Raw genomic sequence first — 22,355 nt, forward strand, 5'->3', positions numbered from 1 at the left:
GAAATGCCTAACCCGATGGGTGCCCCGAGGGTGGAACTGCTGCGCGATACTATTCGCCACGCCTGCGGCGTGACTCATGTGGTATCGCTTACTAGACCCACCGCCACGTTCCACCCCCGACCCATTGCCGGGTCAGGCTTTTATGCCACTGCTTATGGCATTCCTATTGGTTGAGGAATTTCATTAATAGAGGGAATGAAAGTATAAAGAGATGCTTCGGCTGTGCTCAGCATGACAATAGTTTCAAGAACAACGAATAACGCTTCCAGCCCCATAGGGGCTAAACATTTGTAACTCCATGGCTTATCCTACTGTAAAGCAATGCACGCAATACCTTTTCCAAAGAGCACCACTGAAACGTTGCATCGCAACATAAATGCATGGCAAAGAGAGATTGCCGTAAAACAATCAAAAGGGTTGAATGTTCCAAGAGATGCTTCGGCGCTGCTCAGCATGACAAATACCAAAAATCTTTAGCAGAACAGTAGTGATTCATAAAAATTTTATGCTATCCAGTTTATTCCCAAAATTCCTGCTCCCTAAAACTCAACTAAACAAAGTTTTACCTAAATTGCACACTTCAAACCAATTATTTTACACATATGAAAGCACTGGGTATAGCAAGAGTAACTATTGTAATAATGTTTGCCTATTTGCTGGTATCGTGCGATGGTTCAAGCAAGAAAAAGATTGAACTACTCACCAAGGAAAACGAAGCCTTACGCAACGAGGCAAGAATTAAAGATTCTACCATTAATCAGTTTTTCGCCTTTATGGGTGAGATTGAGCAAAACCTGAGTGTTATTAAGCAGAAGGAGCAAACCATTAGCAAGAATGCCATTGCTGGTAGTGAGCTAAAGCCCGATGTGCGCCAACAAATTGATGAGGATATCCAAACCATCAACATGCTGATGGATAAGAACCGCCAAACCATTGCGGCACTACGAAAAAAACTGAAAGAAGCTAACCTTAAGGTGGCTGAGTTTGAACGAATGATTGCCAATGTTACCCAACAGCTTGAGGAGAAGGAACATGAAATTGAACAGCTTAAGGAAAATCTTACCCAACTTAACTTTACAGTAACCCAGCTAAATGCGCGCATCGATACGCTAATGGAGGAAAAGGTTGAGATGAGTGTAAAAATTCAAAGCCAAACCGAACAGCTCAACACGGCCTGGTACGCCATTGGCACAAGGCGGGAGCTGATTGATAATAAAGTTATCGACAAAACCGGTGGTTTCCTAGGGATTGGCAAATCGAGCAAAATGAAAGCTGAATTTAACCAGAACTACTTTGTACGTATCGATATAACTAAAACCGTGAGCATCCCTCTTTCGGCCAAAAAAGTGACTGTTGTTACAACCCATCCCAAGGAGTCGTATACCCTAACAACCAACGAGAAGGGAATAATTGAAGAGCTTAAAATTACCGATACCCAAAAATTCTGGTCGGTTTCAAAGTATTTGGTAATTGAGGTAGAGTAGCGTTTTTCCGTTGAAGAAGGTAAAGGAATTAAACCCAAAGTCCACAATTATTTGTAATATTGTGCCCCTGTATACTTTTTGGGGCTATTATCCGTTTTTGTAATGCAAAATTGTTTTGAATTGATAAAATCAAGTTACACCCGATTGCTGCTACTGTTAAGCATTGTTTTACTATTAGGGGTATGGTCGTGCTCAACACAAAAGAATACGTTTGTGAGCCGAAACTACCATAATCTAACCTCATATTACAATTACTACTACAACGCCTACGATAGCTACAAAAGCGGTACCTATAAAGCCGAAAAAGGAATAAACTACAATTACACCCTGCCATTACCTGTTTTGCTGATAGGCGAAAGCCAAGTGCCCGGAATTGTATCAAGCGATATGGAGCGCACTCTCAACAAGTGTACCATGCTACTGGCGCGGCACTCGATAACCGTAAAACCGGCACGTACCAAGAACACCCTAAGCCCTAAAGAAAAGGATTTCATGAGCCTTAACGAGTATGTTAAATGGGCAAGGGAATCGTGGCTGCTGGTTGGTAAAGCTCATACATGGAAACAGGACTTGACTAAAGCCCGCTCAACATTTGAGTTTGTCATCAGGCAGTTTCCTGGATTACCCATATGGTTTGAGGCACAGGTTTGGTTGGCACGAGTTGCAATTCTGGAGGGCGATTATGTTGATGCGCAGGATAGGCTAAAATCGGTTGAAAGTAACCGTAAGCGCCCTCGTAACAAGGAGTTTAACCATCTTCTTTCATCAACATGGTCTTACTACTACCAAAAGCAGCAGCAACCCGATGCAATTCTCCCACACCTTAGGAAAGCCATTGAGCTCGCCCCCAAAAGGAACGATAAAATTAGGTACACCTACATTCTTGCCCAAACCCTACAGCAGGTTGGGAAAAATGGCGAAGCCCTGGTTGCCTACCAAAAAGTTCTGAGGTTGAACCCCGCCTACGATATGGCCTTTAGCGCACGCATCCAAATGATTGCGCTTAGCCAAAAACAGGGCGACGAACTTAAGCGTGAACTTATCAAGCTATCCAAGGACGCTAAAAACGCCGATTACCTTGACCAGCTCTATTTCACCCTTGGAAATCTGGAGAAAAAAGATGGCAATATCGATAAAGCAATTGAGTACTATACCCTATCAGCAAAGCATAGCAAAAGCAATAGCAACCAAAAGGGAATGTCGTACCTGGTACTGGCCGACTACTACTTTTCAAAGAACGACTACACCCGCGCCCAGGCCTACTACGATAGCTCATACAACTCGTTGGATAATACCTACCCCGAGTTTGAACGAATTGAGCAGAAAGCAAAATACCTCAACTCACTGGTTGAAAACATTACCACCATTAAAACCGAGGATAGCCTGTTAAGGATTGCAGCCATGCCCAAGGAGGAGCGCGATGCCCTTATCAAAGCCATTATAGCCAACATTGAAGTTGAGGAACAGCGAGCTCGTGCAATGGAGCAGGAAGAAAGGAACCAATCCCTGCTTTACCAGCAAACCCAGCGATACCGAACCGAGAACACCCAGGAGGGTGGCAAATGGTATTTCTACAACCAGGCATCGCTAAGCTACGGACAATCGGAGTTTCAGATGAAGTGGGGCAAGCGTAAGCTTGAGGACAACTGGCGCCGAAAAAACAAACGGGTGCTCAGCAGCGACGAGGTTACAGTGGCTGGAACCGGGAACACCTCAGGACAAGAGCCCCAAAAGCAACTATCGCCTAAAACACCCGAGTACTACCTGGTTAACCTACCTTTCAGCGACTCGCTGAAACAGCTTTCCGTTGAGAAAATTAAAAACGCCATGCTCAGGGTTGCTGAAATTTACGAGGTTAACCTTTCCGATTATAACGAGGCTAAAGCAGCATACCTAAAGCTTGCGCAGCGATTTGCTGAACTCGATATTGCTGCAAATGCATACTACAGGCTATACCGTATGGCATCGCAGTATAACCGGCAGGACGATGCAGCCCTTTTCAGGAGTACGCTTATTACAAATTACCCCAAAAGCCCTTATGCAATACTCCTCTCAAACCCGGCCTATTTTGAGCAGCTGAGCAAGCAGCAGAATGAGGGCGAAGCCCTTTACCAAAAAGCGTATGAGTTTTACACCAAGGGTCAACTCTCCGAGGCCCTAAGCATCGTACAAGGGGGCTTAGCAAAAACTAAGAACACTCCCCTTGAGCCAAAGTTTATGCTGCTTGAAGCGCTTTGCCAGGCAAAAACTGCGGAACTTAAGGTGTTCAAAACCTCTCTTTCCAATCTGGCTGCAAACTTCCCCAAAACAGAGGAGGGTCAGTTAGCTGAAGTGATGCTGAAACAGGTAGAGCAGCGCGAGCTGCAGCTCATTTCCGGGCAAACCGATTTGGATATTGCTCCGGTAACCCCGCAAACCGAAATACAAGCATCAATTTATTCAACTACCGATGGCGAGCACATGTTTGTGATGCTGGTTCCCAATCGCTCCAACATCAACCAAACCAAATTCAACATCATCTCATTTAATGTTGATGAATTCCTTGATGCCGACCTCAATGTAGCCAATCAACCCTTTACCGATTACATTGAGATGATTACGTGTACGGGTTTGAAGGATAAACAAACGGCCATAAAGTACTTTAAGATGATAAGCAAGGAGCCAAAAGTGTTTGCAGGACTTAAACCTACCGATTACCAAATGTTTGTGATAAGTATCGATAACTTTGCACGCTTTTTGAGCGATAAATCGATACCCGATTACCTGAACTTCTTTAAGGCAAACTATAAAACAGAGTAGAACAATGCAGCCCACCATTCTATGGGTAGATGATGAGATTGATTTGCTCCGTCCGCATATCATTTTTCTGGAGCAAAAGGGCTACCATGTTCTTACCGCCAGCAACGGACACGATGCACTTGAGCTGGTAAGCCAGAACCCTATCGATTTGGTGTTCCTGGACGAAAACATGCCCGGAATTGGAGGGCTTGAAACCCTCCCAAAAATTAAGGCGATAAAATCGGCGCTGCCTGTGGTTATGGTTACCAAAAGCGAGGAGGAGAATATCATGGACATGGCGGTGGGTGCACAAATATCCGATTACCTTATTAAACCCGTTAACCCCAAGCAGGTGCTGCTGGTTGTAAAAAAGTTTATTCATGGCAAGGAACTGGTAACCGAAAAGCAGCTTGCCGACTACCGAAATGAGTTTAGGTTGATATCGGACTTAATTTCGGCCGCTAAAACCCACCTGGACTGGACAGAGATATACCGAAAGCTTGCCATGTGGCAGGTAAAGCTATCGGGTAATCCGGACTCAAACCTCAAGCAGATGCTCGAGATGCAGTTCGAGGAAGCCAATCAGGTTTTTGGTAAATTTGTTAAGGCAAACTACCTGCAATGGTTCCAAACCCAAGGAGACAAACCCTTGCTCTCACCATCGGTTCTGAAAAGCAAAGTTTTTCCCATTATCAGCTCCGGCAGCAAGGTTCTGCTACTGGTAATTGATAACCTCCGCTACGACCAATGGAAAACCATTGAACCCATAATTGCCGAAAGCTGGCAGGTTAGCAGTGAGGATACCTATTTCAGCATACTCCCTACTGCCACTCAGTACGCCCGCAATGCGCTTTTTTCAGGTTTGATGCCACTCGAAATCCATAAAACCTACCCCGATTTATGGGTTTTCGACGAGGAGGATGAAGGTAAAAACCTTTTTGAGAAACAGCTACTTACTGCACAGCTTCAGCGGCTTGGACTAAACACTAACTTCACTTATATAAAAACCGATACCCTGAAGGGTATTGCCGGAGGCCTAAACATCAAGGAGTTTTTAGGAAGCAACCTTGCGGTGCTGGTTTACAACTTTGTGGACGTAATGTCGCACTCCCGAACCGATTCCGAGATGATGCGCGGGTTGGCCGCCGACGAATCGGCTTACCTATCGCTAACCCGCTCGTGGTTCCTGCACTCCGACCTAAAGAAGTTTTTGGACCAAGCCGCAAGCCAGGGCGTACAGGTGGTGCTCACAACTGACCATGGCGCAATTCGCGTAAAAAATCCGGTGAAGGTAGTTGGCGATAGAGCCACATCAACAAACCTCCGCTATAAGCTGGGACGAAGCTTAAACTACAACCCCAAAGAAGTTTTTGAGATTCGCAAGCCCGAGGAGGCGCATCTGCCCAAACCCAACATTAGCTCCTCGTTTATCTTTGCCCTGGGAAACGATTTTTTGGCCTACCCCAATAACTTTAACTACTACGCATCGTACTACCGCGACACATTCCAGCATGGAGGCATATCGCTTGAAGAGATGATAGTTCCGCTTGTAACCCTTAACCCCATAAAGAGGTAATATGACCACCATTGAAATAAAAAGCATACAGCAGATTGACGAGGCAGCCCAAAGGGTATTGAACGCTATTCATGGTAAAAACATAGTTTGCTTTTACGGCACAATGGGAGCCGGCAAAACTACCCTTATAAGGGCAATCTGTAAGGCGCTTGGCGTTGCCGATGTGGTTACAAGCCCATCGTTTGCGCTGGTTAATGAGTACACCGACCGAAACGGCAAGCCCGTGTACCATTTCGACTTTTACCGCATTAAACGTATTGATGAAGTTTACGATTTTGGTTACGAGGAGTACTTTTATAACCCCGAAGCCCTATGCCTGATTGAATGGCCGGAACTCATTGAGCAGATCCTCCCAACCCAAGGGGTTGTAAACATCCAAATTGCTGTGAATGCCGACGGAAGCCGCACATTACAAATATCGGATTAGCTATAACCTTAAACCTTTGTAAATCGTAAAAATCTTACATATTGCTTTTATACCCTAACAGGTTTGTGCATAAGCTAATATGTGCTAACTTGCATTTTTAAAAAACTAACGGGCATGAACAGTCCTAAATTTTCCGAGTTTCCCCATGCAAAGGGATTGCTAGTTCAGGAGGAACGCATTGAATATAAGAAGAAGTACAAACAGCTTATTATTGGAATACCCAAAGAGGTTGACCCCACCGAGAGTCGAATTCCGTTAACGCCCGAAGCCGTTGAGATACTTGTACAGAGCGGGCATCAAATCATCATTGAAAAGGATGCCGGAAGGCAGGCTAACTACTCCGACATGGAGTACAGCGAGAAAGGTGCAAGCATAGTAGCCACGGCATCGGAGGTTTACCAAAGCGATATTGTTCTCAAGGTGGCACCCCTTACCCCTAAGGAGTATGAATACCTGCGCGAAAACCAATCGGTACTCTCATCGCTGCACCTGAACAACCACACCGGCGACTACCTCAAAAGCCTTATCCAGAAGCGTGTTACGGCCATTGCCTTTGAGAGCATATCCGATGCTGACGGCGAATTCCCGTTTGTTCGGGCCATGAGCTCCATTGCCGGGAGTACATCGGTGCTGGTTGCCGCCGAGTACCTTAGCAACGTGAATAAAGGGAAAGGTGTAATGCTAGGTGGGCTAACAGGAATATCGCCCACTGAGGTGGTTATACTGGGAGCTGGCACTGCCGGTGAGTATGCTGCACGTGCAGCGCTTGGACTAGGAGCCACTGTAAAAATATTCGACAACTCCATCAAGAAGCTGATGGATATACAAAATATTCTAGGGCAACGCCTTTTCACCTCAATATATCACAAGCAGGTGCTTGACAAGGTTCTGAAAACCGCCGATGTTGTAATTGGAACCTTAGCCCCCGATGAAACCAACCTAAGCTACCTGGTATCGGAGGACCAGGTTAGGTTAATGAAACGTGGTGCTGTAATTATTGACCTGGGAATTGACCGTGGAGGATGCTTTGAAACCTCGGAGATACGCGACCATAGCAACCCCTCGTATGTTAAGCATGGGGTAATCCACTACTGTGTGCCAAACATCACTGCCCGTGTGGCCCGAACAGCCTCAATTGCCATGAGTAACGTTTTTGTTCCCCTAATGCTTCAAATTGCACAGAGTGGCGGCTTGCTTTCGCAACTCAAGGAGGACAGCGGCCTACGCCATGGAGTTTACCTGTTTAACGGTATTCTTACAAACGAGTATCTGGGCAAGCTTTACGATATCCCCTCGCGCGATATCAACCTGCTCATGGCTGCCTTTTAGGAACATTACTGGGGGACAAAAAGGTAGGTAATACTACCCCGCTGGCGCGCAGTTCCCGAAACGGAAGTAAAAATACTTGCCATGGCTGCCTGAATGGCTGCCTGATTTATGCAGTCGTCGTTTACCGAGTTGGCCCTGTCGATAACCGCATCGGCTACCCGTCCATCGGGCTTTACCTCAATGTTAACCACAACCTGCCCGCCAAGCTCGCATTTATACGAAGGGACAGGCAGGTGCAAGGCCTTACGGCCTAAGAGGTAGTACGAAACCACGGTTGGCCCCTTATACTGGCCCTCCTTCGATTTTGGCACTGTCTTTTCGGGTGTATTGGGTATGTTTGCCTCGATATCCTTTTGCGACTGCTCGTAAAGCTCCCGGTTCTGCTGCATGCGCTCGTACACCTGATTGGCCTCGCGGTAAAGCTCATCGGCATCGGTATTCTTTTCGTCGCTCAGGCCAGCGTTCAAATCGCTTTTTGAGGCATCAACAGCAAAGTTTCGTATGGCCTCAGTCTCATACTCCGGTTTTAGCACATCGGGCGGGAGTGTGGGCTCAAGCTTTTGCTGAACAATAGCCTCCTCCTTGGGCTCCTCAAACTCCATCTCGATGGTTGAGCCGTAGTACTCCTTGCGGGTTTCAATTTTTAGCACCAAAAAAACAACAATCAAAAGCAGGTGCACAACAATAGTGCTCAGTATCCCAACCTTATGGTGGTTAACCCCCACCGTTATGGCCGAGTAAAACCGCTCAATGGCATCCTCTATTTTCTGGGCAAAGGGCATTATGGAGGCAGCTATACTATTTACCTCACAAATATAGTGTCTTAGCGGGAAAATTGGCTAGCGATAATGAAAATAAGATATGATGTTTGCTTTTAGCCGTTGTGTTAAGGTTCTAGTGAGGGAATAGACTATTTGATAATTTTCTTGCAAGTAGAGCAGCCTAACCCGTTAAAGTTTGACTTAATGCACAGGATGGCAAACCACTATTGCTTGAGCAATGGTAGTAAATCAACTGAAATACACACATATACCTGGTAATAGTATGGAAAAATTAATGTCCTTTTGATAATTTGAAATGATTCTTTAATTTAGCAATTAGTATGATTCTTATCATACATATAAACGAGTTAGCAACAAGCCGAAAAAAAACGACACAGCAGTAATTTTGCTGCAAAAAGACAAGACAGTGGAAACAGCCGACGCACAAAACAGCACATTTGCAAATCGCACAAGCAGACTCACGACCAAAATTTGCAAAAGAGCTGTTTGTTCCACCGCACAAAGAAAATTGCAACAGTACGACATGGATTGGCTGACTTGAAATTTAATTTTGACCCTAAATAAGGAATACCGAAAACTTTTAGAGTAGGCGTAAATTAAAACTAAAAAACTTATGGCTATTTTTATTGCGAGTATTGCGAAACTAAATCATCAAGCGTTTCAAGCTTAACAGCAAGTTCATGTCCACGACACCCATGGACCAGGTAAAGGAAAACACAAACTTTATGAAGGTGGAGAAAAATCACAATATGTTTGTAAGTATTGTGGCACAAAATCATCAAGTATTTCCAGCTTAACAGCTAGTAGTTGTTCTCGTCATCCAAATGGAGCAGAAAAAAGGAAAACATGCACCAGCATTATAAATAATATGGATTGTTTTACTGCTATTGATTTTGAAACTGCACAAGGTTACCGTTGGAGTATTTGTCAAGTTGGACTTGTTAGAGTTGAGCATGGGAAAATAACAAATGAAGTAAACCTATTGGTACAACCACCCAACAATTACTATTGGGATAGGTTTATTGATATTCATGGAATTACACCTGATGATACCGCCAAAGAACCGACTTTTGATAAAGTTTGGCATAAAATAGAACCATTTATTAAAGAGCAAACCGTTGTTGCCCATAACGGTTTGTCTTTTGATTTTCCAGTATTAAATAAAACTCTTGAATATTACGGAATGCAAGCGCCTGATTATGAAAAATATTGCACATACCGTATTTTTAAAGATAATCTTGCATCTTTATGCAATTTTTACAAAATCCATTTAGACCATCATGATGCTTTGAGTGATGCAAGAGCTTGTGCGGAATTGTTTTTAATTCATTTACAAAAGAGATAGATATATGAGTTGTTTAACAGAAAAGACAATCGGAGAACTTTTAGAAAATAAATTCTTTATTCCTTCATATCAAAGAGGTTATCGCTGGACTGAAAGACAGGTTGAAGATTTATTAAATGATGTTTGGGATTTTATTACCAAAACAGGAAAAAAAGATAACGAATGGTATTGCTTGCAACCTGTGGTTGTGAAAAAAACAAATAATCATTACGAAGTATTAGACGGTCAACAAAGATTGACAACAATATTTCTGATTTTAAAGCACTTGGAACGTTTCATAGAAAGTGAAAGGAAAAGTTTTGAAATAGAATATGAAACAAGGAATACAGAAAGCTCTAACAGCAAACTATTTCTACAAAGCATTGATTTAAAGAGCGAAAAGGAATCTAAAGAAAATATTGATTACTTTCATATCTTTCAAGCATATCAAAAAATTAAAGAATGGTTTCAAACAAAGGCAAATCAAGGTTATAATTCAATAAGTTCTAAGTTTGTTACTCCATTTTTAGAAAGCACGAAAGTTATTTGGTATGAAGTTTCGTCCGAAAAAGATGCAATTGAAATCTTTACCCGTATTAATATGGGGAAAATCCCATTAACAAACGCAGAATTAATAAAAGCCCTTTTTCTTAATAGTTCAAACTTTCCCGATTCCGATACTGAAGAAATAAGATTAAGACAATTAGAAATTGCATCTGAGTGGGACAGAATGGAATACTCATTGCAAAATGATGAGTTTTGGTATTTTATAAATAATTCAGATAATGAGCTACCAACTCGTATTGAGTTCCTTTTCAACATTATGAAAAATATTGATGGTGTAAAAAACGGCAACGACCAATATTCAACATTTCGTTTCTTTTCAGAAAAATTCAAATCAAAAAGCAAAGATGAGATTGATACAAACTGGAAAGAAATTAAAAGGATATTTCAAACTATTGAAGAATGGTTTACAGACCGAGAACTATATCATAAAATAGGGTTTTTAATTTCAGCAAATTCAGATATAACAGAATTGCTAAAAGAGGTGAAAAACAAACAAAAACAAGAATTTAGAAAACTGCTTGATATCAAAATTGCAGAAAAAGTTGAATGTGAGAATTTGGAAGAACTGGAATATGGAAAGCATTCGGATTTGATTCGAAAAATTTTATTACTGCATAATATACAAACAATGTTGAATAATAAAAATGAAACTATTCGGTTTCCTTTTGAACGATATAAAAAAGAAAAATGGGATATTGAACATATCCATGCAATTGCAACTAAGGTTAAAGTAAAATCTAAAGACCAAAAAACGTGGTTAATTTACAACTTTGTTAAAACAGAACAACATACTAATTTAGAGCTTAATTCACAGATAGAGAACGCAATTAATAAAAATAATCAAATTGCAGAAGATGATTTTCAGTCAATTGTCGAATATGTTTTAGGTGATGATGATAATACCATTCGCAACCTATGTTTGCTTGATAGAGGTACAAACCGTTCTTATAAAAATGATTCTTTCAAAAATAAAAGGAATAAAATAATTGAGAATGAAAAAAACGGAACGTTTATTCCTGTTTGTACAAGAAATGTGTTTATGAAATATTATTCAAAAGAACCGAAGGATTTTGAAATATGGAATGAAAACGACCGAACTGATTATCTTGATGATTTAAAAAGAGTTGTTTACAATTTTAAAAGCCAAGTTCTATGAAAATTGAAAGAATCGAAAAAATTGCAAATAATATGAAAGATATTGACGGTAAGGTTTTAGCCAATGAATTGGTAGAACGTTTAAATTCCTCATCGTTTTGGGAATTACTTACCGAAATGACCAAGATTCAGATTCCGATAATTCAACGTGATTTTGCACAAGGTAGGGAAAATGAGAAAACCAATAAAATAAGGTCTTTATTCTTAGAAAGCATAATTGAAGCACTTGAATCTGAAAAAGGTTCGCTTGAATTGGATTTTGTTTATGGGAATGTTGAAAAAGATGTTTTTCAGCCATTAGACGGGCAACAACGTTTAACAACTTTATTCCTGCTTCACTGGTATATTGCTCTAAAAACTGGTGAATTGCCGAACACGAAAAAGCATTTTATAAAGTTTACTTACGAGACAAGAATATCATCTAGAGAGTTTTGTAATGAGCTTGTTGATAATGGAGAGTTTTTGGGCATCGGGGAAAAAATAAGTGAAAAAATTTACGATTCAAAATGGTTCTTTTTGTCGTGGAAAAAAGACCCTACAATAAAGGCAATGTTAGTAATGCTTGATGCAATTGAAGAACGATTACAAAGCAAAAATGATGAGGAGTTAAAGATTTTTTGGCAAAAACTGACATCAGAAAACCCACCAATTTTATTTCATTTCAAGCAACTTAATGATATAGGCTTAACTGATGACCTTTATATAAAAATGAATGCGAGAGGCAAAGGGTTAACTGATTTTGAGAACTTTAAAGCCAAATTTGAAAAACATATAAAGAAGAATGTCTTTGAAAAGGAGCTTGAATTAAGTGAGAATAATAAAGAAAAATGGAAGGAACTTACAGAAAAAACCTTTTCACATAGAATTGATACAGTTTGGACAGACTTATTTTGGAAGCATAGAGGTGAAGATAATATTATTGATAACGAGATGATAAAATTTATTGCTGGTATAGCAATAAATAACTATGCTCAAAATCTTGAAATCTTGGAAAATTCAGAAGATGAATTAAGGACAAGAAAAATTCTCGAAGAAAAGAAAGAAAAAAATATTACTGACGAAGCTGTTAAAAGAGAAAGAATAGAACGCAGAATTACAGCCCTTTTTAATAATCCTGCCGATGTTAGTCCTTATGATTTTCCTACGAAAGAATCTTTTGAATATTTAAAAAAATGTTTTGATGTTTACTCAAAAAATCAGAATGATGAATTACTTCCAGCCAATGTAACTTTATGGGATTTTTGTATAACCAAAAAAGTAAAAATCAACAGTGATACAGAAATTGATAATAACTTGTTCATTGAATTTATCAAAAAAAATGAAACTACTTATTCCCAAAGAGTATTGTTCTATGCACAAACACAATACTTGGTAAATTTGGAAAACTTTGATTCCGAATCATTTTCAAATTGGCTAAGAGTAGTGAGGAACATCGTCCAAAATGCTACAATTGATAGTGCCTCTGCTTTTATTGGTGCAATTGGTTTAATCAATGAACTTTCAAGTGGATGCGAAAATATTTATGAATTTCTTTCCAGTACAACGCTTAAATCCGGATTTGCGACAAAACAAATCGAGGAGGAAAAATTAAAAGCGGCATTGATACAATCTGATAATAATTGGAAATCACAAATATTCAAAGCAGAAGACGACATTTTCCTTAAAGGTGAAATTAAATTTCTATTAGATTTTTCTAAAGTTGGCGAGGAATATAAGATTCAAGAATTTACCAGTATTTCTGACAAATTTTTATTGTTATTTGAAAGTAAGGATGATTTATTACGAAAAGCCTTACTAACACAAGGCAAATATCCAATTTGGGACGGTAGGACATCTTCTCTTGGTTGGGCTCATAGATACTCATTATTGAATACTGAAAATGAATGGAAAGATGCTTTCAGAAAAAAATCGGATGAGTTTATAAAGGCAGTTTATAAGTTAATTTCCAATTCGTTTAATTTGAGTGATGACAGAATCACAATTTTAAAAAATGTGATTCAGAACGCTACACCTTTAAATGATTATCGAAGCCATTTAATTAAAAATGACTCTCTTTTGAGAGACTGCTATCATAAAAGAATATGTTTAAACGAAAAAGAAACCATACTATATGTACTTGAGAAAACGAGGGTTGTAGGTGAAAATTACAAAGAAATTAAAGTATAAAACAACTGCGACATATATTGTCACACTCTGCCAGTATCTTTGTTCAAAATATTACAGATATGGAGCAGAATATAAAATTTAGATTATTGGAAAGTATAGGCAAAGTATATGAGCAATCAAAAGATTGCAAGCTTGATTCAGCATTTTTTGAGAAAGTTGATGTTGAATTAAAACATCTTTCCGATTATTTTAAGGTTTCTAGAAATCAGTCATTAATTGTCGCAATGGTTTTCGCCCTCAATTACAAAGGTGATACTGTTGATTTGAAAGACCTGATTGAGTATTTTGACTGTAATCCAATGAAATTATTGGAATTCAGTGATGATTTCGATGTGTTATATTCAAAGGGCATTTTAAAAAAGCAAAAATCTTCACACAGAGTTAGATTAGCTCTTTCAAACGACCAGTTTACAATAAATGAGAAAATTACAGAAGCAATCTTGAACAATAAACCAATGCCTGTAATTGAGCGTGAAGGATTTAAAGATGTGATAGAACTTCTTGAAAAATTTCATAAGTTAGGCGAACAACGAGATAGCGAAGAACTATCTACTTTTGAGCTATTCGCCCAAGCTAAAGAGCTTATTTCTTCAAATTTACATTTCCCTCTTATCAAGAAAATAAATGATTACCAGTTTAGTATCGAAGATACATATCTATTCCTTTACTTGATTTGGGAAACGATAACAGGGAATGAAACTACTGATATTGGACGTGTGACAGAGAGTATATTTGATAATCCTTCTGAAAGAGTTAAATATGTTCAAAAGATTATGTCGAATGAAAATAAGTTAATCAGTCAAAATCATTTAGAAATAGTCGAAGCTAATTTCTTTAGTTATACCGAAATGAAGCTATCTGAATCTTCGGTTAAGATGCTACAAGAATTAGGGTTAAAACTTTTCGCTAATATAAAGAAACGTGATAATATTATTGAACCAGCAAAAATAAACTCTAAAACTCTTTTTTTTAATGAATTTGAGAGTAAACAGCTCGATTTATTAAAGACATTGTTACAGGAAGATAATTTCAAGGAAACGCAAAATAGATTACAAAGTAAAGGTTTGCCGAAAGGTATTACTGCTTTATTGCATGGTTCGCCTGGCACAGGAAAAACAGAAACTGTTTTTCAAGTTGCTAAGGACACTAATAGGGAAATTGTGAAAGTTGATATTAGTCAATCAAAATCAATGTGGTTTGGTGAAAGTGAGAAAATTATAAAACGTATTTTCACTGATTACAAGGCTTATGCAAAAGACTGTGAGCGAATGCCCATTTTATTGTTCAACGAAGCCGATGCAATTATTACGAAACGGAAAGAGAATAGCACCTCGAATGTTTCACAAACCGAAAATGCAATTCAAAACATTATACTTGAAGAACTTGAAAGTTTTGAAGGTATATTTTTTGCCACAACCAACCTTGCAAAAAATCTTGATTCGGCATTTGAAAGGCGTTTTTTATTCAAAATTGAATTTCAAAAACCTGATATTTCGGTAAAAGCCAAAATATGGAATTCAAAATTACCAAGTCTTTCTGAATCAGAATGTGAAATACTTGCAAACCGCTTTGATTTCTCTGGAGGCCAAATTGATAATATTGTTAGAAAGGTTGAGATACATGAAATAATTCACGGTATTACAGTAGATTTTAATAGTATTCTTGATTTCTGCAAAACGGAATTATTATCAAAAAACAGAGGAGTTCGAATAGGTTTCACAAAAGCATAAAAATCATGTCGAAGAGAGAATCAATTGCACGATATAACCTGATAATTAAAAAGCTCAGAAAACAGCCGTCTTCATTTTCGGAAATTTCTGACTATCTCGCTTTTGAATCAGATTTGCAGGAATACAATTTCAATGTATCAAAACGCACATTTCAAAGGGACATCGAAGATATTCGTTCGATTTATAATATTGATATTCAATATGATTTTTCGAAAAAGGTTTATTATATTGACTTTGACGAGCAACCAGAAGTAAACGAGAGAATTTTAGAGGCTTTTGATACTTTTAACGCTTTAAATATTAGCGACAGGCTTTCAAATTATATTCACTTTGAAAAACGGCGGCCTCAAGGCACCGGAAATCTATATAGTTTGCTACATGCTATAAAAAATAAGGTTCAAATATCATTTTCTTATCAAAAATTCTGGGAGAATACGTCAACCCATCGAGTTGTAGAACCCTATGCTCTTAAGGAATTTAAAAGTCGATGGTATTTACTTGCTAGGGATTTAATGGATAAAAAAGTTAAAAGCTTTGCTCTAGACCGTTTAACACAATTAGTAATCACAAAAAAACAATTCGTATATCCTATTGATTTTGATGTGAATGAATATTATAGGTATTGCTTTGGAATAATTGGGCCGAATGCGAAAGAGCCTCAAGAAGTTATTTTGACCTTTAGTCGCTTTCAGGGGAATTATATTAAATCTTTACCACTTCATGAAACTCAACAAATAGAGTTTGAAAATGAAAATGAACTGAGAATAAAGTTAAAAATATTCATCACCCATGATTTTATTATGGAATTACTGTCATTTGGGGAGAATGTTAAGGTTATCAAACCAGAAAGTTTAGTTAATAGCATTAAAGAAGTGTATAATAAAGCGTTAAACTTGTATAAACCAAATCAAAATGAAAAAGGGAAGAGTGATTAATGTTACTTCAACATTGGAAGCAGCAGATTTCCATCTGCTTTCTGATGATTTCCAACAAGAACCAAATCAATCACATTTCTGTAAGAAAGGAATACATAAGAACTTGCATGTAGTGGGACTTGGAGGAGGAGGTTCCCTGACATTAGAGCATTACTACAATCAGGGGTTGCAAGCTAAATTGACATGTATAGCATCAAAAGAATTTCCAAAGCTTCCTTCAAAAATAAAGTCTATTCACTGCAACGTTCCCAAAAAATATGACAGCATAGATGATTAGTCGAATTACTACATAGCTTTGCCCAATGAAGTGAAATCGGTGTTTGACTCAAATGAGCATTTTATAATTTTAGTCGGGCTTGGAGGTTTAACAGGAACACTTCTAGGAAAATCTATTTTCAAACTTCTTAATAACAGAAATGCAAATTTTGAATTTATATTTAGTTTCCCTTTTAAGGGTGAGGGAAAAATGAGAATAGCTCGTGCAAAATCGGCTTTTGAAGAGTTTAAGGACTACCGCCAGTTTAAAAGTTTCTGCTTAGACGACTTGATTGAATATGGAAACTTAACCGTGTGTGATGCATTTCGAAAAGCAAATTAAATAAGTTATAAAATTTTCATGAATTCACTTTGATAATTAGAAAGAAAAAAATACATTCACCACAATTAATACGTCGTTAATAATAATGCCAAACAAGTTCAATGCAAAGACAACAAATGGTAATTCCAGAAATAATTTTCAATGAACCGCAAAAGACCTTCATGGAGATACTGAAAGTACATAACAAAGAAGTGCCTTTTGCTAATTTGCTGGCTTTCTTCTTCAATCCAAAAGAAGAACACAATTTAGAAACATTGTTTATCGACGCTTTACTTGAAAGTAATTTTACTCATAAAGGGGAAAATGCAAATAATGAAACATGTATAGGTAAAATTGTATACAATAAAAATGAAGTAAAAGTAAAAACTGAGGTACTAACTCACAATAAGAAAAGAATTGATATTCTAATTATTTCAGATGTTTTTGTTTTTTGTATTGAGTTTAAAATAAACCATGATTTAAATAATCCACTCGAAGATTATAAACAATATATAGAAAAGGAGTTTCCAAATAAACATTATTACTATTTCATATTAACTCCTTACGTAAAAGAAGTTATTGGTTCTGCTAAAGAATATTTTGAAAAGAATAATGAATTCAAACAAATTATTTTAAGCCATTTTATTAAAAATGTCAATGAAAAGTTGCAAGAATTATATCCAACATATGAAAGTGAAAATATGTATTATAAATATTATTTCAAGGACTTTATACAAACTGTTGAAAATAGAAAAATTCGTTCAAAAAGACACGATGTTTTTACATTTTTAAAGGAAAGAATAAATGAAAAAATTAAACCCTTTAATTGTGAATTTCATAAAAAAGGGTTTCTTGAAATTAGACTACAACATTTTAATTTAAAAATTAGGATAAAAAATTCAGGTTGGCAAATTGAAAAATGGTTTAAAGATGAAAATGGAAAATGGTTTAAGGATGAAAAAATAGTTTATATTGAAAAAAATAAAAATTATAATGATATTGTAAATGAAGTTGAGAAAATAATCAACAAAACTTACAATTAAAGTATGAATATCAGTGCCTAATTTTATTACAAACGTTGCGGACTTTTTCCCAAGCCTTTATCTGAAATTTACGCACACAAACAATGGTGGAGCCTAGCCAAACATCTCCTTTACTTTATGGAGGGCTTCCACCAGTCGGTCAATTTCCTCAAAGGTGTTATAGAAAGCCAGCGAGGCACGCACAGTGCCATCGATGCCGAAGTGATCAATAACGGGTTGGGTGCAGTGGTTGCCTGTACGAACGGCTATGCCCATCTTATCGAGTATCATGCCGGTATCGTACGGATGAATTCCGTTGAGCAAAAACGAGATGATGGCTGCCTTTTCCGGTGCATTTCCGTAAATGGTTAGCCCATCTATCTCCGTTAGCTTTTGGGTAGCGTATTTTAGCAGCTCATCCTCATATGCGGTGGCAATATCAGGGCCTATGCTTGAATAGTAGTTAAGCGCTGTAGCCAATCCGGCTGCGCCGATGTAGTTGGCTGTTCCCGCCTCAAACTTGAACGGTAACTCGTTGAAGGTGGTTTTGGCAAACGATACGGTTGCAATCATATCGCCACCACCCTGCCAGGGCACCATACGCTCAAGCCATTCCTCCTTACCGTAAAGCACACCTATACCGGTTGGGCCATAAATCTTATGCCCCGAGAAGGCATAAAAGTCGGCATCGAGCTGCTGAACATCAATTTTACCATGCTTTACCCCCTGAGCGCCATCAACCAGCACGGGGATGTTTTGGCTGTGCGCTATGCGCACAATCTCGGCTATAGGATTAACCGTTCCCAGGGTGTTCGACACCTGCGTTACAGCAACTATACGGGTTTTTGGGGTAAGTAATTCGGGTAATTTATTGAGCATTAGCTCGCCATTGCTATCAAAGGGAAGCACCTTTAGGGTTGCGCCCTTACGCTCGCAGAGCAGCTGCCAGGGCACAATGTTGGAGTGGTGCTCCATTTCGGTTACCAGCACCTCATCGCCCTGGCGGACAAACACCTCGCCAAACGAGTATGCCACAAGGTTGATTGATGCGGTAGTCCCAGAGGTAAATATTATCTCGGATGTTTTTCGGGCATTAAGGAATTTCCGAACAACCTCGCGAGCATTCTCGTACTCACGGGTCGATTCCTCGCTAAGCTTATGAACCCCACGATGAATATTGGCGTTTATCTCCCTGTAGAACCGCTCAATGGTTTGCAGCACGCAAAGGGGTTTCTGGGTTGTTGCCCCATTGTCAAAGTAAACCAAAGGCCGCCCGTAAACCTCGCGGGAAAGGATTGGGAAGTCAGAGCGACGGCTTATTAGGTTGTTCGTTGTTCGTTGTTCGTTGTTCGTGTTAAACATCTCTTTACTTTTTTTGATAGTAATTAATGAAGCCGTTTATTAACATTTTGCAGTTTTGTAGCTTTTGGAAGAGAGCGTCATAATCATTAGTATCTACTTTAAAAATCTCCTTGCACAAAATAAGTTGAGTTTCAAGTTCAAAAATAGAACCTCTTGCAATAAAAAGGAACTGGATTGTTTCTTTTGAAGTGTTTCGCCCAATACCCTCGGCAATATTTGAAGGAATTGAGATAGCTGCGCGTCTCATTTGATGGGATAGACCATATTCTTCATTTGATGGTAATTGCCTAGTGAAATGGTAAACTAATTTTGCCAATTCAATTGATGACTTCCACACATCAAGTTCCTTATAGTCCATATATTAAGGCGTTATTTCGAACAACGATCAACGAACAACTATCAACGAACCTTCCCCTCATCAACCCCTTTCAGTCCCTCCCTAACAGCAATGCATTGGGCAGTTGTGGCAGCGCGATAGTTCACCGCGAAGGCGTTTGTTGACCATATCGTCGATGCGCTCCCTGAGGGTGTCAATGGAAATTCGCTTAACTACCTCATGGGCAAAACCGAACATCAGCAGCAGCTTTGCCTCGCGCTCGCCTATGCCACGAGCCCGCATGTAGAAAAGGGCTTCGTTGTCGAGCTGGCCAACCGTGGCTCCATGGGAGCATTTAACATCATCGGCGTATATCTCAAGCTGTGGCTTGGTGTTCATACGGGCATCGGCTGTGAGCAGCAGGTTGTTGTTCGACTGGTAGGCCTGTGTTTTTTGGGCATCGCGCCTAACCATGATCTTGCCGTTAAAGGCACCGGTAGCCTGATCGTCGAGTATTCCCTTGTAGAGCTCATTGCTGGTGCAGTTGGGAACAGCATGGTCAATGAAAGTAAAGTTATCGGTATGCTGGGTGCGGTCAGTAAGGTAAAGACCGTAGAGCTGTGCATCGGCGCCCTCACCTGCAAGTGTAACAGCAAGATTATTGCGAATAAAACCACCGTGAAGCGAAAGAACGTTGGTAACCAGTCTGGAATCGGCCTGCAGGTGTGCAAAGGTGTGGGTAAGCTGAGCCGCATCGTTATGCTCATTCTGCATCTTCACAAACTCGAGCTGGGCATTGTTGCCCACAAAAATCTCTGTAACCACGTTTGATAGGAACCGCTTGGGTGAGAGGGTGTGGTCGCAAATTAGGACATTTGCCTGAGCGCCTTCCTCAACCACAATAAGGTTGCGATACTGCACCAGCTGATTCACATCGGACATGAGCAGGTTGATAATCTGAATGGGCTTGCTCTCCACCACATTCCGGGGGATGTAAATAAAAACACCATCCTGGGCAAAGGCTGTGTTCATGGCCACAAGACCATCGGTTTGGTTTTCGGCCAGAGAGTTATATCGATCCTTAACCAAATTGGGGAACCTAACAGCCGCTTCGGCTAAACTCCCGAAAATAACGCCATTGGGCAAGGTGATTAGCTTTTCGCCTTTGGGCAGGTAAAATCCGTTAAGCACCAATGCCAAATGGGTATCGAGTTCGGGAATATCGCAACGAAAAATATCATCTACATTAAACGCAATGCGTTTAGGTGCAAAATACTTTTCGTATTCGTAGGAGAAAAGCGGTTCAATTTTACTGTATTTATACTTTTCGTTTTTTTGTGAGGGAATTCCAAGCACGCTGAAATGCTTTAAAGCCTCTTGCCTGTGCTGATTAAGTATATCGGCACTTCCTCGGGTTATTAAATCGAGATTGTTCTGATATAGGTTAATCAGTTCCTCACGTATGGGTGTTGCTATTGTTTTATCGGACATATGGTTGCAGTTTTACCACCAAATTGATTTAGGCATTGTCGCCATTTTTAATCCAATCGTATCCCTTTTCCTCAAGTTCAAGGGCAAGTTCTTTCCCAGCACTTTTAACAATGCGACCATTGTAAAGGATATGTACATAATCGGGAACTATATAGTCGAGCAAGCGCTGGTAGTGGGTAATTACAATAACTGCATTATCGGGGCGTTTGAGCTTGTTCACACCATTTGCCACCACGCGTAGTGCATCGATATCGAGGCCTGAGTCGGTTTCGTCGAGTATGGCGAGCTTGGGTTCCAGCATGGCCATCTGGAAAATTTCATTTTTCTTCTTTTCGCCACCGGAAAAGCCTTCGTTCACCGAGCGGTTGGTAAGAGCCGAATCTATTTCGACCAGTTCCTTACGCTCACGCATCATCTTCAGGAAATCGGAAGCCGATAGGGGCTCTAATCCCCTGTACTTGCGGTGCTCGTTAACGGCAGCTTTCATGAAGTTAACCATGCTCACACCGGGAATCTCAACCGGATACTGGAAGCTAAGGAAGATTCCCTCGCGTGCACGCACCTCGGGCGACATCTCCAATAAATCCTTACCATTGAAGGTAACGGAGCCGTGTGTAACCTCAACCAGCTCACGACCGGTTAAAACCGATGCCAATGTGCTTTTTCCCGAGCCATTGGGCCCCATAATAGCATGAACCTCCCCGGCTTTTACCTCAAGGTTGATGCCCTTGAGAATCTCTTTATCGTTGATTTTGGCGTGTAAATCCTTGATTGTTAGCATATGTTTATGGTTTACTTATTTGTCATTATTTGCATTTAAAATTGATTCGGAATAAATCGGAATGATTCGGAATTACCGGAAGGATATAATTAAGTGTCTTTGTTTGCAATTGATTTCTTAATACTGTCATAGTATGAATTAAGTAATTGACTAATATCTGTGATCTGAAGCATCCAATTTTTAAAAATACCCTCATCAATGTACCCTAAATCTTTTGAAAGAATAGTGTAGTAGCGCGATTCCTCTAAACTACCCTGAGCGATATTGAAAAATCGCAATTTATCTAGTTTGCTGATTTTCTTGTATCCTTCAGCGATATTTGCAGGAACCGATCGGATAGAGTTGCGGAATTGAAGGGTAAGCCCATAAATTTCGTCTTTCGGATAACCTTTAGTAGTCCTGTATACTTCGAGCACTAAACTATGTGCCTTTTGCCATACAAGCAAATCCTCAAACGATTTTGATGCCTTCCTTTCCATTTTATTTTAATTCCTGATTAATTAGTTTCTTTCCGATTCATTCCGTTTCATTCCGAATCATTCCGTTTCATTAA

19 protein-coding genes are annotated in these 22,355 nt (G+C 39.4%); 13 read left to right on the forward strand and 6 right to left on the reverse strand.

Annotation, left to right across the window (positions count from 1 at the left end; genetic code table 11):
- The first annotated feature begins 602 nt into the window (after positions 1-602).
- From WHS63_RS08445 to WHS63_RS08465, 5 genes are all read left to right on the forward strand, one after another.
- On the forward strand, positions 603-1,484 hold the full coding sequence (locus WHS63_RS08445; RefSeq protein ID WP_445204723.1) for a Cbp1 family collagen-binding glycoprotein adhesin: 882 nt from the start codon (positions 603-605) through the stop codon (positions 1,482-1,484).
- A 120-nt stretch (positions 1,485-1,604) separates the two neighbouring features.
- A complete protein-coding gene (gene porW / locus WHS63_RS08450) occupies positions 1,605-4,283 on the forward strand; it encodes a type IX secretion system periplasmic lipoprotein PorW/SprE (protein WP_445204724.1) in 2,679 nt (892 codons plus the stop codon).
- 4 nt (positions 4,284-4,287) lie between these two features.
- Positions 4,288-5,838, forward strand: a complete 1,551-nt coding sequence (porX, locus tag WHS63_RS08455) for a T9SS response regulator signal transducer PorX (RefSeq protein ID WP_445204725.1) — start codon at positions 4,288-4,290, stop codon at positions 5,836-5,838.
- A gap of 1 nt (position 5,839) precedes the next feature.
- A complete protein-coding gene (tsaE, locus tag WHS63_RS08460; RefSeq protein WP_369489478.1) occupies positions 5,840-6,265 on the forward strand; it encodes a tRNA (adenosine(37)-N6)-threonylcarbamoyltransferase complex ATPase subunit type 1 TsaE in 426 nt (141 codons plus the stop codon).
- Between the two features lie 114 nt (positions 6,266-6,379).
- Positions 6,380-7,594, forward strand: coding sequence for an alanine dehydrogenase (locus WHS63_RS08465; RefSeq protein ID WP_445204726.1), 1,215 nt, complete (start codon positions 6,380-6,382; stop codon positions 7,592-7,594).
- A gap of 5 nt (positions 7,595-7,599) precedes the next feature.
- Here WHS63_RS08465 and WHS63_RS08470 read toward each other — a convergent pair whose 3' ends face one another.
- Entirely contained in the window at positions 7,600-8,376 is a 777-nt protein-coding gene (locus tag WHS63_RS08470; RefSeq protein WP_445204727.1) for an energy transducer TonB family protein, read from the reverse strand.
- An 868-nt stretch (positions 8,377-9,244) separates the two neighbouring features.
- On the opposite strand from WHS63_RS08470, the gene WHS63_RS08475 reads away from it, so the two are divergent.
- The 8 genes from WHS63_RS08475 to WHS63_RS08510 all read left to right on the forward strand — a co-directional run bounded on the left by WHS63_RS08475 (position 9,245) and on the right by WHS63_RS08510 (position 17,873).
- Positions 9,245-9,721 (forward strand): 3'-5' exonuclease, encoded by a 477-nt coding sequence (locus WHS63_RS08475; RefSeq protein WP_445204728.1) that lies wholly within the window; start codon positions 9,245-9,247, stop codon positions 9,719-9,721.
- A gap of 4 nt (positions 9,722-9,725) precedes the next feature.
- On the forward strand, positions 9,726-11,423 hold the full coding sequence (locus WHS63_RS08480) for a DUF262 domain-containing protein (protein WP_445204729.1): 1,698 nt from the start codon (positions 9,726-9,728) through the stop codon (positions 11,421-11,423).
- The gene (locus tag WHS63_RS08485) at positions 11,420-13,588 is read left to right on the forward strand and encodes a DUF262 domain-containing protein (protein ID WP_445204730.1); all 2,169 of its coding nucleotides are present in this window, start codon (positions 11,420-11,422) and stop codon (positions 13,586-13,588) included. The genes WHS63_RS08480 and WHS63_RS08485 overlap by 4 nt, the downstream gene beginning before the upstream one ends.
- A 59-nt stretch (positions 13,589-13,647) precedes the next feature.
- Complete coding sequence (locus WHS63_RS08490) at positions 13,648-15,318, forward strand: ATP-binding protein (RefSeq protein WP_445204731.1); 1,671 nt, start codon at positions 13,648-13,650, stop codon at positions 15,316-15,318.
- 5 nt (positions 15,319-15,323) lie between these two features.
- Positions 15,324-16,253, forward strand: coding sequence for a helix-turn-helix transcriptional regulator (locus WHS63_RS08495; RefSeq protein WP_445204732.1), 930 nt, complete (start codon positions 15,324-15,326; stop codon positions 16,251-16,253).
- On the forward strand, positions 16,231-16,530 hold the full coding sequence (locus tag WHS63_RS08500) for a hypothetical protein (RefSeq protein ID WP_445204733.1): 300 nt from the start codon (positions 16,231-16,233) through the stop codon (positions 16,528-16,530). The genes WHS63_RS08495 and WHS63_RS08500 overlap by 23 nt, the downstream gene beginning before the upstream one ends.
- A gap of 18 nt (positions 16,531-16,548) precedes the next feature.
- Positions 16,549-16,851 carry a hypothetical protein gene (locus tag WHS63_RS08505; RefSeq protein WP_445204734.1) on the forward strand — a complete coding sequence of 101 codons (303 nt, stop codon included), beginning with the start codon at positions 16,549-16,551 and terminating at the stop codon, positions 16,849-16,851.
- Positions 16,852-16,952: 101 nt separating this feature from the next.
- The gene (locus tag WHS63_RS08510; protein ID WP_445204735.1) at positions 16,953-17,873 is read left to right on the forward strand and encodes a PD-(D/E)XK nuclease family protein; all 921 of its coding nucleotides are present in this window, start codon (positions 16,953-16,955) and stop codon (positions 17,871-17,873) included.
- Positions 17,874-17,966: 93 nt separating this feature from the next.
- On the opposite strand, the gene WHS63_RS08515 is transcribed toward WHS63_RS08510, so the two are convergent.
- The 5 genes from WHS63_RS08515 to WHS63_RS08535 form a co-directional block, all read right to left on the reverse strand.
- Positions 17,967-19,214 carry an aminotransferase class V-fold PLP-dependent enzyme gene (locus tag WHS63_RS08515; RefSeq protein WP_445204736.1) on the reverse strand — a complete coding sequence of 416 codons (1,248 nt, stop codon included), beginning with the start codon at positions 19,212-19,214 and terminating at the stop codon, positions 17,967-17,969.
- A gap of 4 nt (positions 19,215-19,218) precedes the next feature.
- A complete protein-coding gene (locus WHS63_RS08520) occupies positions 19,219-19,572 on the reverse strand; it encodes a four helix bundle protein (RefSeq protein WP_445204737.1) in 354 nt (117 codons plus the stop codon).
- 81 nt (positions 19,573-19,653) lie between these two features.
- Complete coding sequence (gene sufD / locus WHS63_RS08525) at positions 19,654-21,021, reverse strand: Fe-S cluster assembly protein SufD (protein WP_445204738.1); 1,368 nt, start codon at positions 21,019-21,021, stop codon at positions 19,654-19,656.
- A gap of 28 nt (positions 21,022-21,049) precedes the next feature.
- The gene (gene sufC, locus WHS63_RS08530; RefSeq protein WP_445201574.1) at positions 21,050-21,802 is read right to left on the reverse strand and encodes a Fe-S cluster assembly ATPase SufC; all 753 of its coding nucleotides are present in this window, start codon (positions 21,800-21,802) and stop codon (positions 21,050-21,052) included.
- A gap of 89 nt (positions 21,803-21,891) precedes the next feature.
- Positions 21,892-22,281, reverse strand: coding sequence for a four helix bundle protein (locus tag WHS63_RS08535; protein WP_445204739.1), 390 nt, complete (start codon positions 22,279-22,281; stop codon positions 21,892-21,894).
- Between the last annotated feature and the right edge of the window lie 74 nt (positions 22,282-22,355).

Source organism: Tenuifilum sp. (genome assembly GCF_037481895.1).
GTDB lineage: Bacteria > Bacteroidota > Bacteroidia > Bacteroidales > Tenuifilaceae > Tenuifilum > Tenuifilum osseticum.

Bases quoted from the DNA above. Each gene is read 5' to 3' on its own strand.
- WHS63_RS08520 (WP_445204737.1), bottom strand. From the start codon at position 19,572: ATGGACTATAAGGAACTTGATGTGTGGAAGTCATCAATTGAATTGGCA.
- WHS63_RS08475 (WP_445204728.1), top strand. From the start codon at position 9,245: ATGGATTGTTTTACTGCTATTGATTTTGAAACTGCACAAGGTTACCGT.
- WHS63_RS08490 (WP_445204731.1), top strand. From the start codon at position 13,648: ATGGAGCAGAATATAAAATTTAGATTATTGGAAAGTATAGGCAAAGTA.
- WHS63_RS08510 (WP_445204735.1), top strand. From the start codon at position 16,953: ATGCAAAGACAACAAATGGTAATTCCAGAAATAATTTTCAATGAACCG.
- WHS63_RS08500 (WP_445204733.1), top strand. From the start codon at position 16,231: ATGAAAAAGGGAAGAGTGATTAATGTTACTTCAACATTGGAAGCAGCA.
- WHS63_RS08480 (WP_445204729.1), top strand. From the start codon at position 9,726: ATGAGTTGTTTAACAGAAAAGACAATCGGAGAACTTTTAGAAAATAAA.
- WHS63_RS08535 (WP_445204739.1), bottom strand. From the start codon at position 22,281: ATGGAAAGGAAGGCATCAAAATCGTTTGAGGATTTGCTTGTATGGCAA.
- sufD (WP_445204738.1), bottom strand. From the start codon at position 21,021: ATGTCCGATAAAACAATAGCAACACCCATACGTGAGGAACTGATTAAC.
- WHS63_RS08495 (WP_445204732.1), top strand. From the start codon at position 15,324: ATGTCGAAGAGAGAATCAATTGCACGATATAACCTGATAATTAAAAAG.
- sufC (WP_445201574.1), bottom strand. From the start codon at position 21,802: ATGCTAACAATCAAGGATTTACACGCCAAAATCAACGATAAAGAGATT.
- WHS63_RS08470 (WP_445204727.1), bottom strand. From the start codon at position 8,376: ATGCCCTTTGCCCAGAAAATAGAGGATGCCATTGAGCGGTTTTACTCG.
- WHS63_RS08485 (WP_445204730.1), top strand. From the start codon at position 11,420: ATGAAAATTGAAAGAATCGAAAAAATTGCAAATAATATGAAAGATATT.
- tsaE (WP_369489478.1), top strand. From the start codon at position 5,840: ATGACCACCATTGAAATAAAAAGCATACAGCAGATTGACGAGGCAGCC.
- WHS63_RS08465 (WP_445204726.1), top strand. From the start codon at position 6,380: ATGAACAGTCCTAAATTTTCCGAGTTTCCCCATGCAAAGGGATTGCTA.
- porX (WP_445204725.1), top strand. From the start codon at position 4,288: ATGCAGCCCACCATTCTATGGGTAGATGATGAGATTGATTTGCTCCGT.
- WHS63_RS08515 (WP_445204736.1), bottom strand. From the start codon at position 19,214: ATGTTTAACACGAACAACGAACAACGAACAACGAACAACCTAATAAGC.
- WHS63_RS08445 (WP_445204723.1), top strand. From the start codon at position 603: ATGAAAGCACTGGGTATAGCAAGAGTAACTATTGTAATAATGTTTGCC.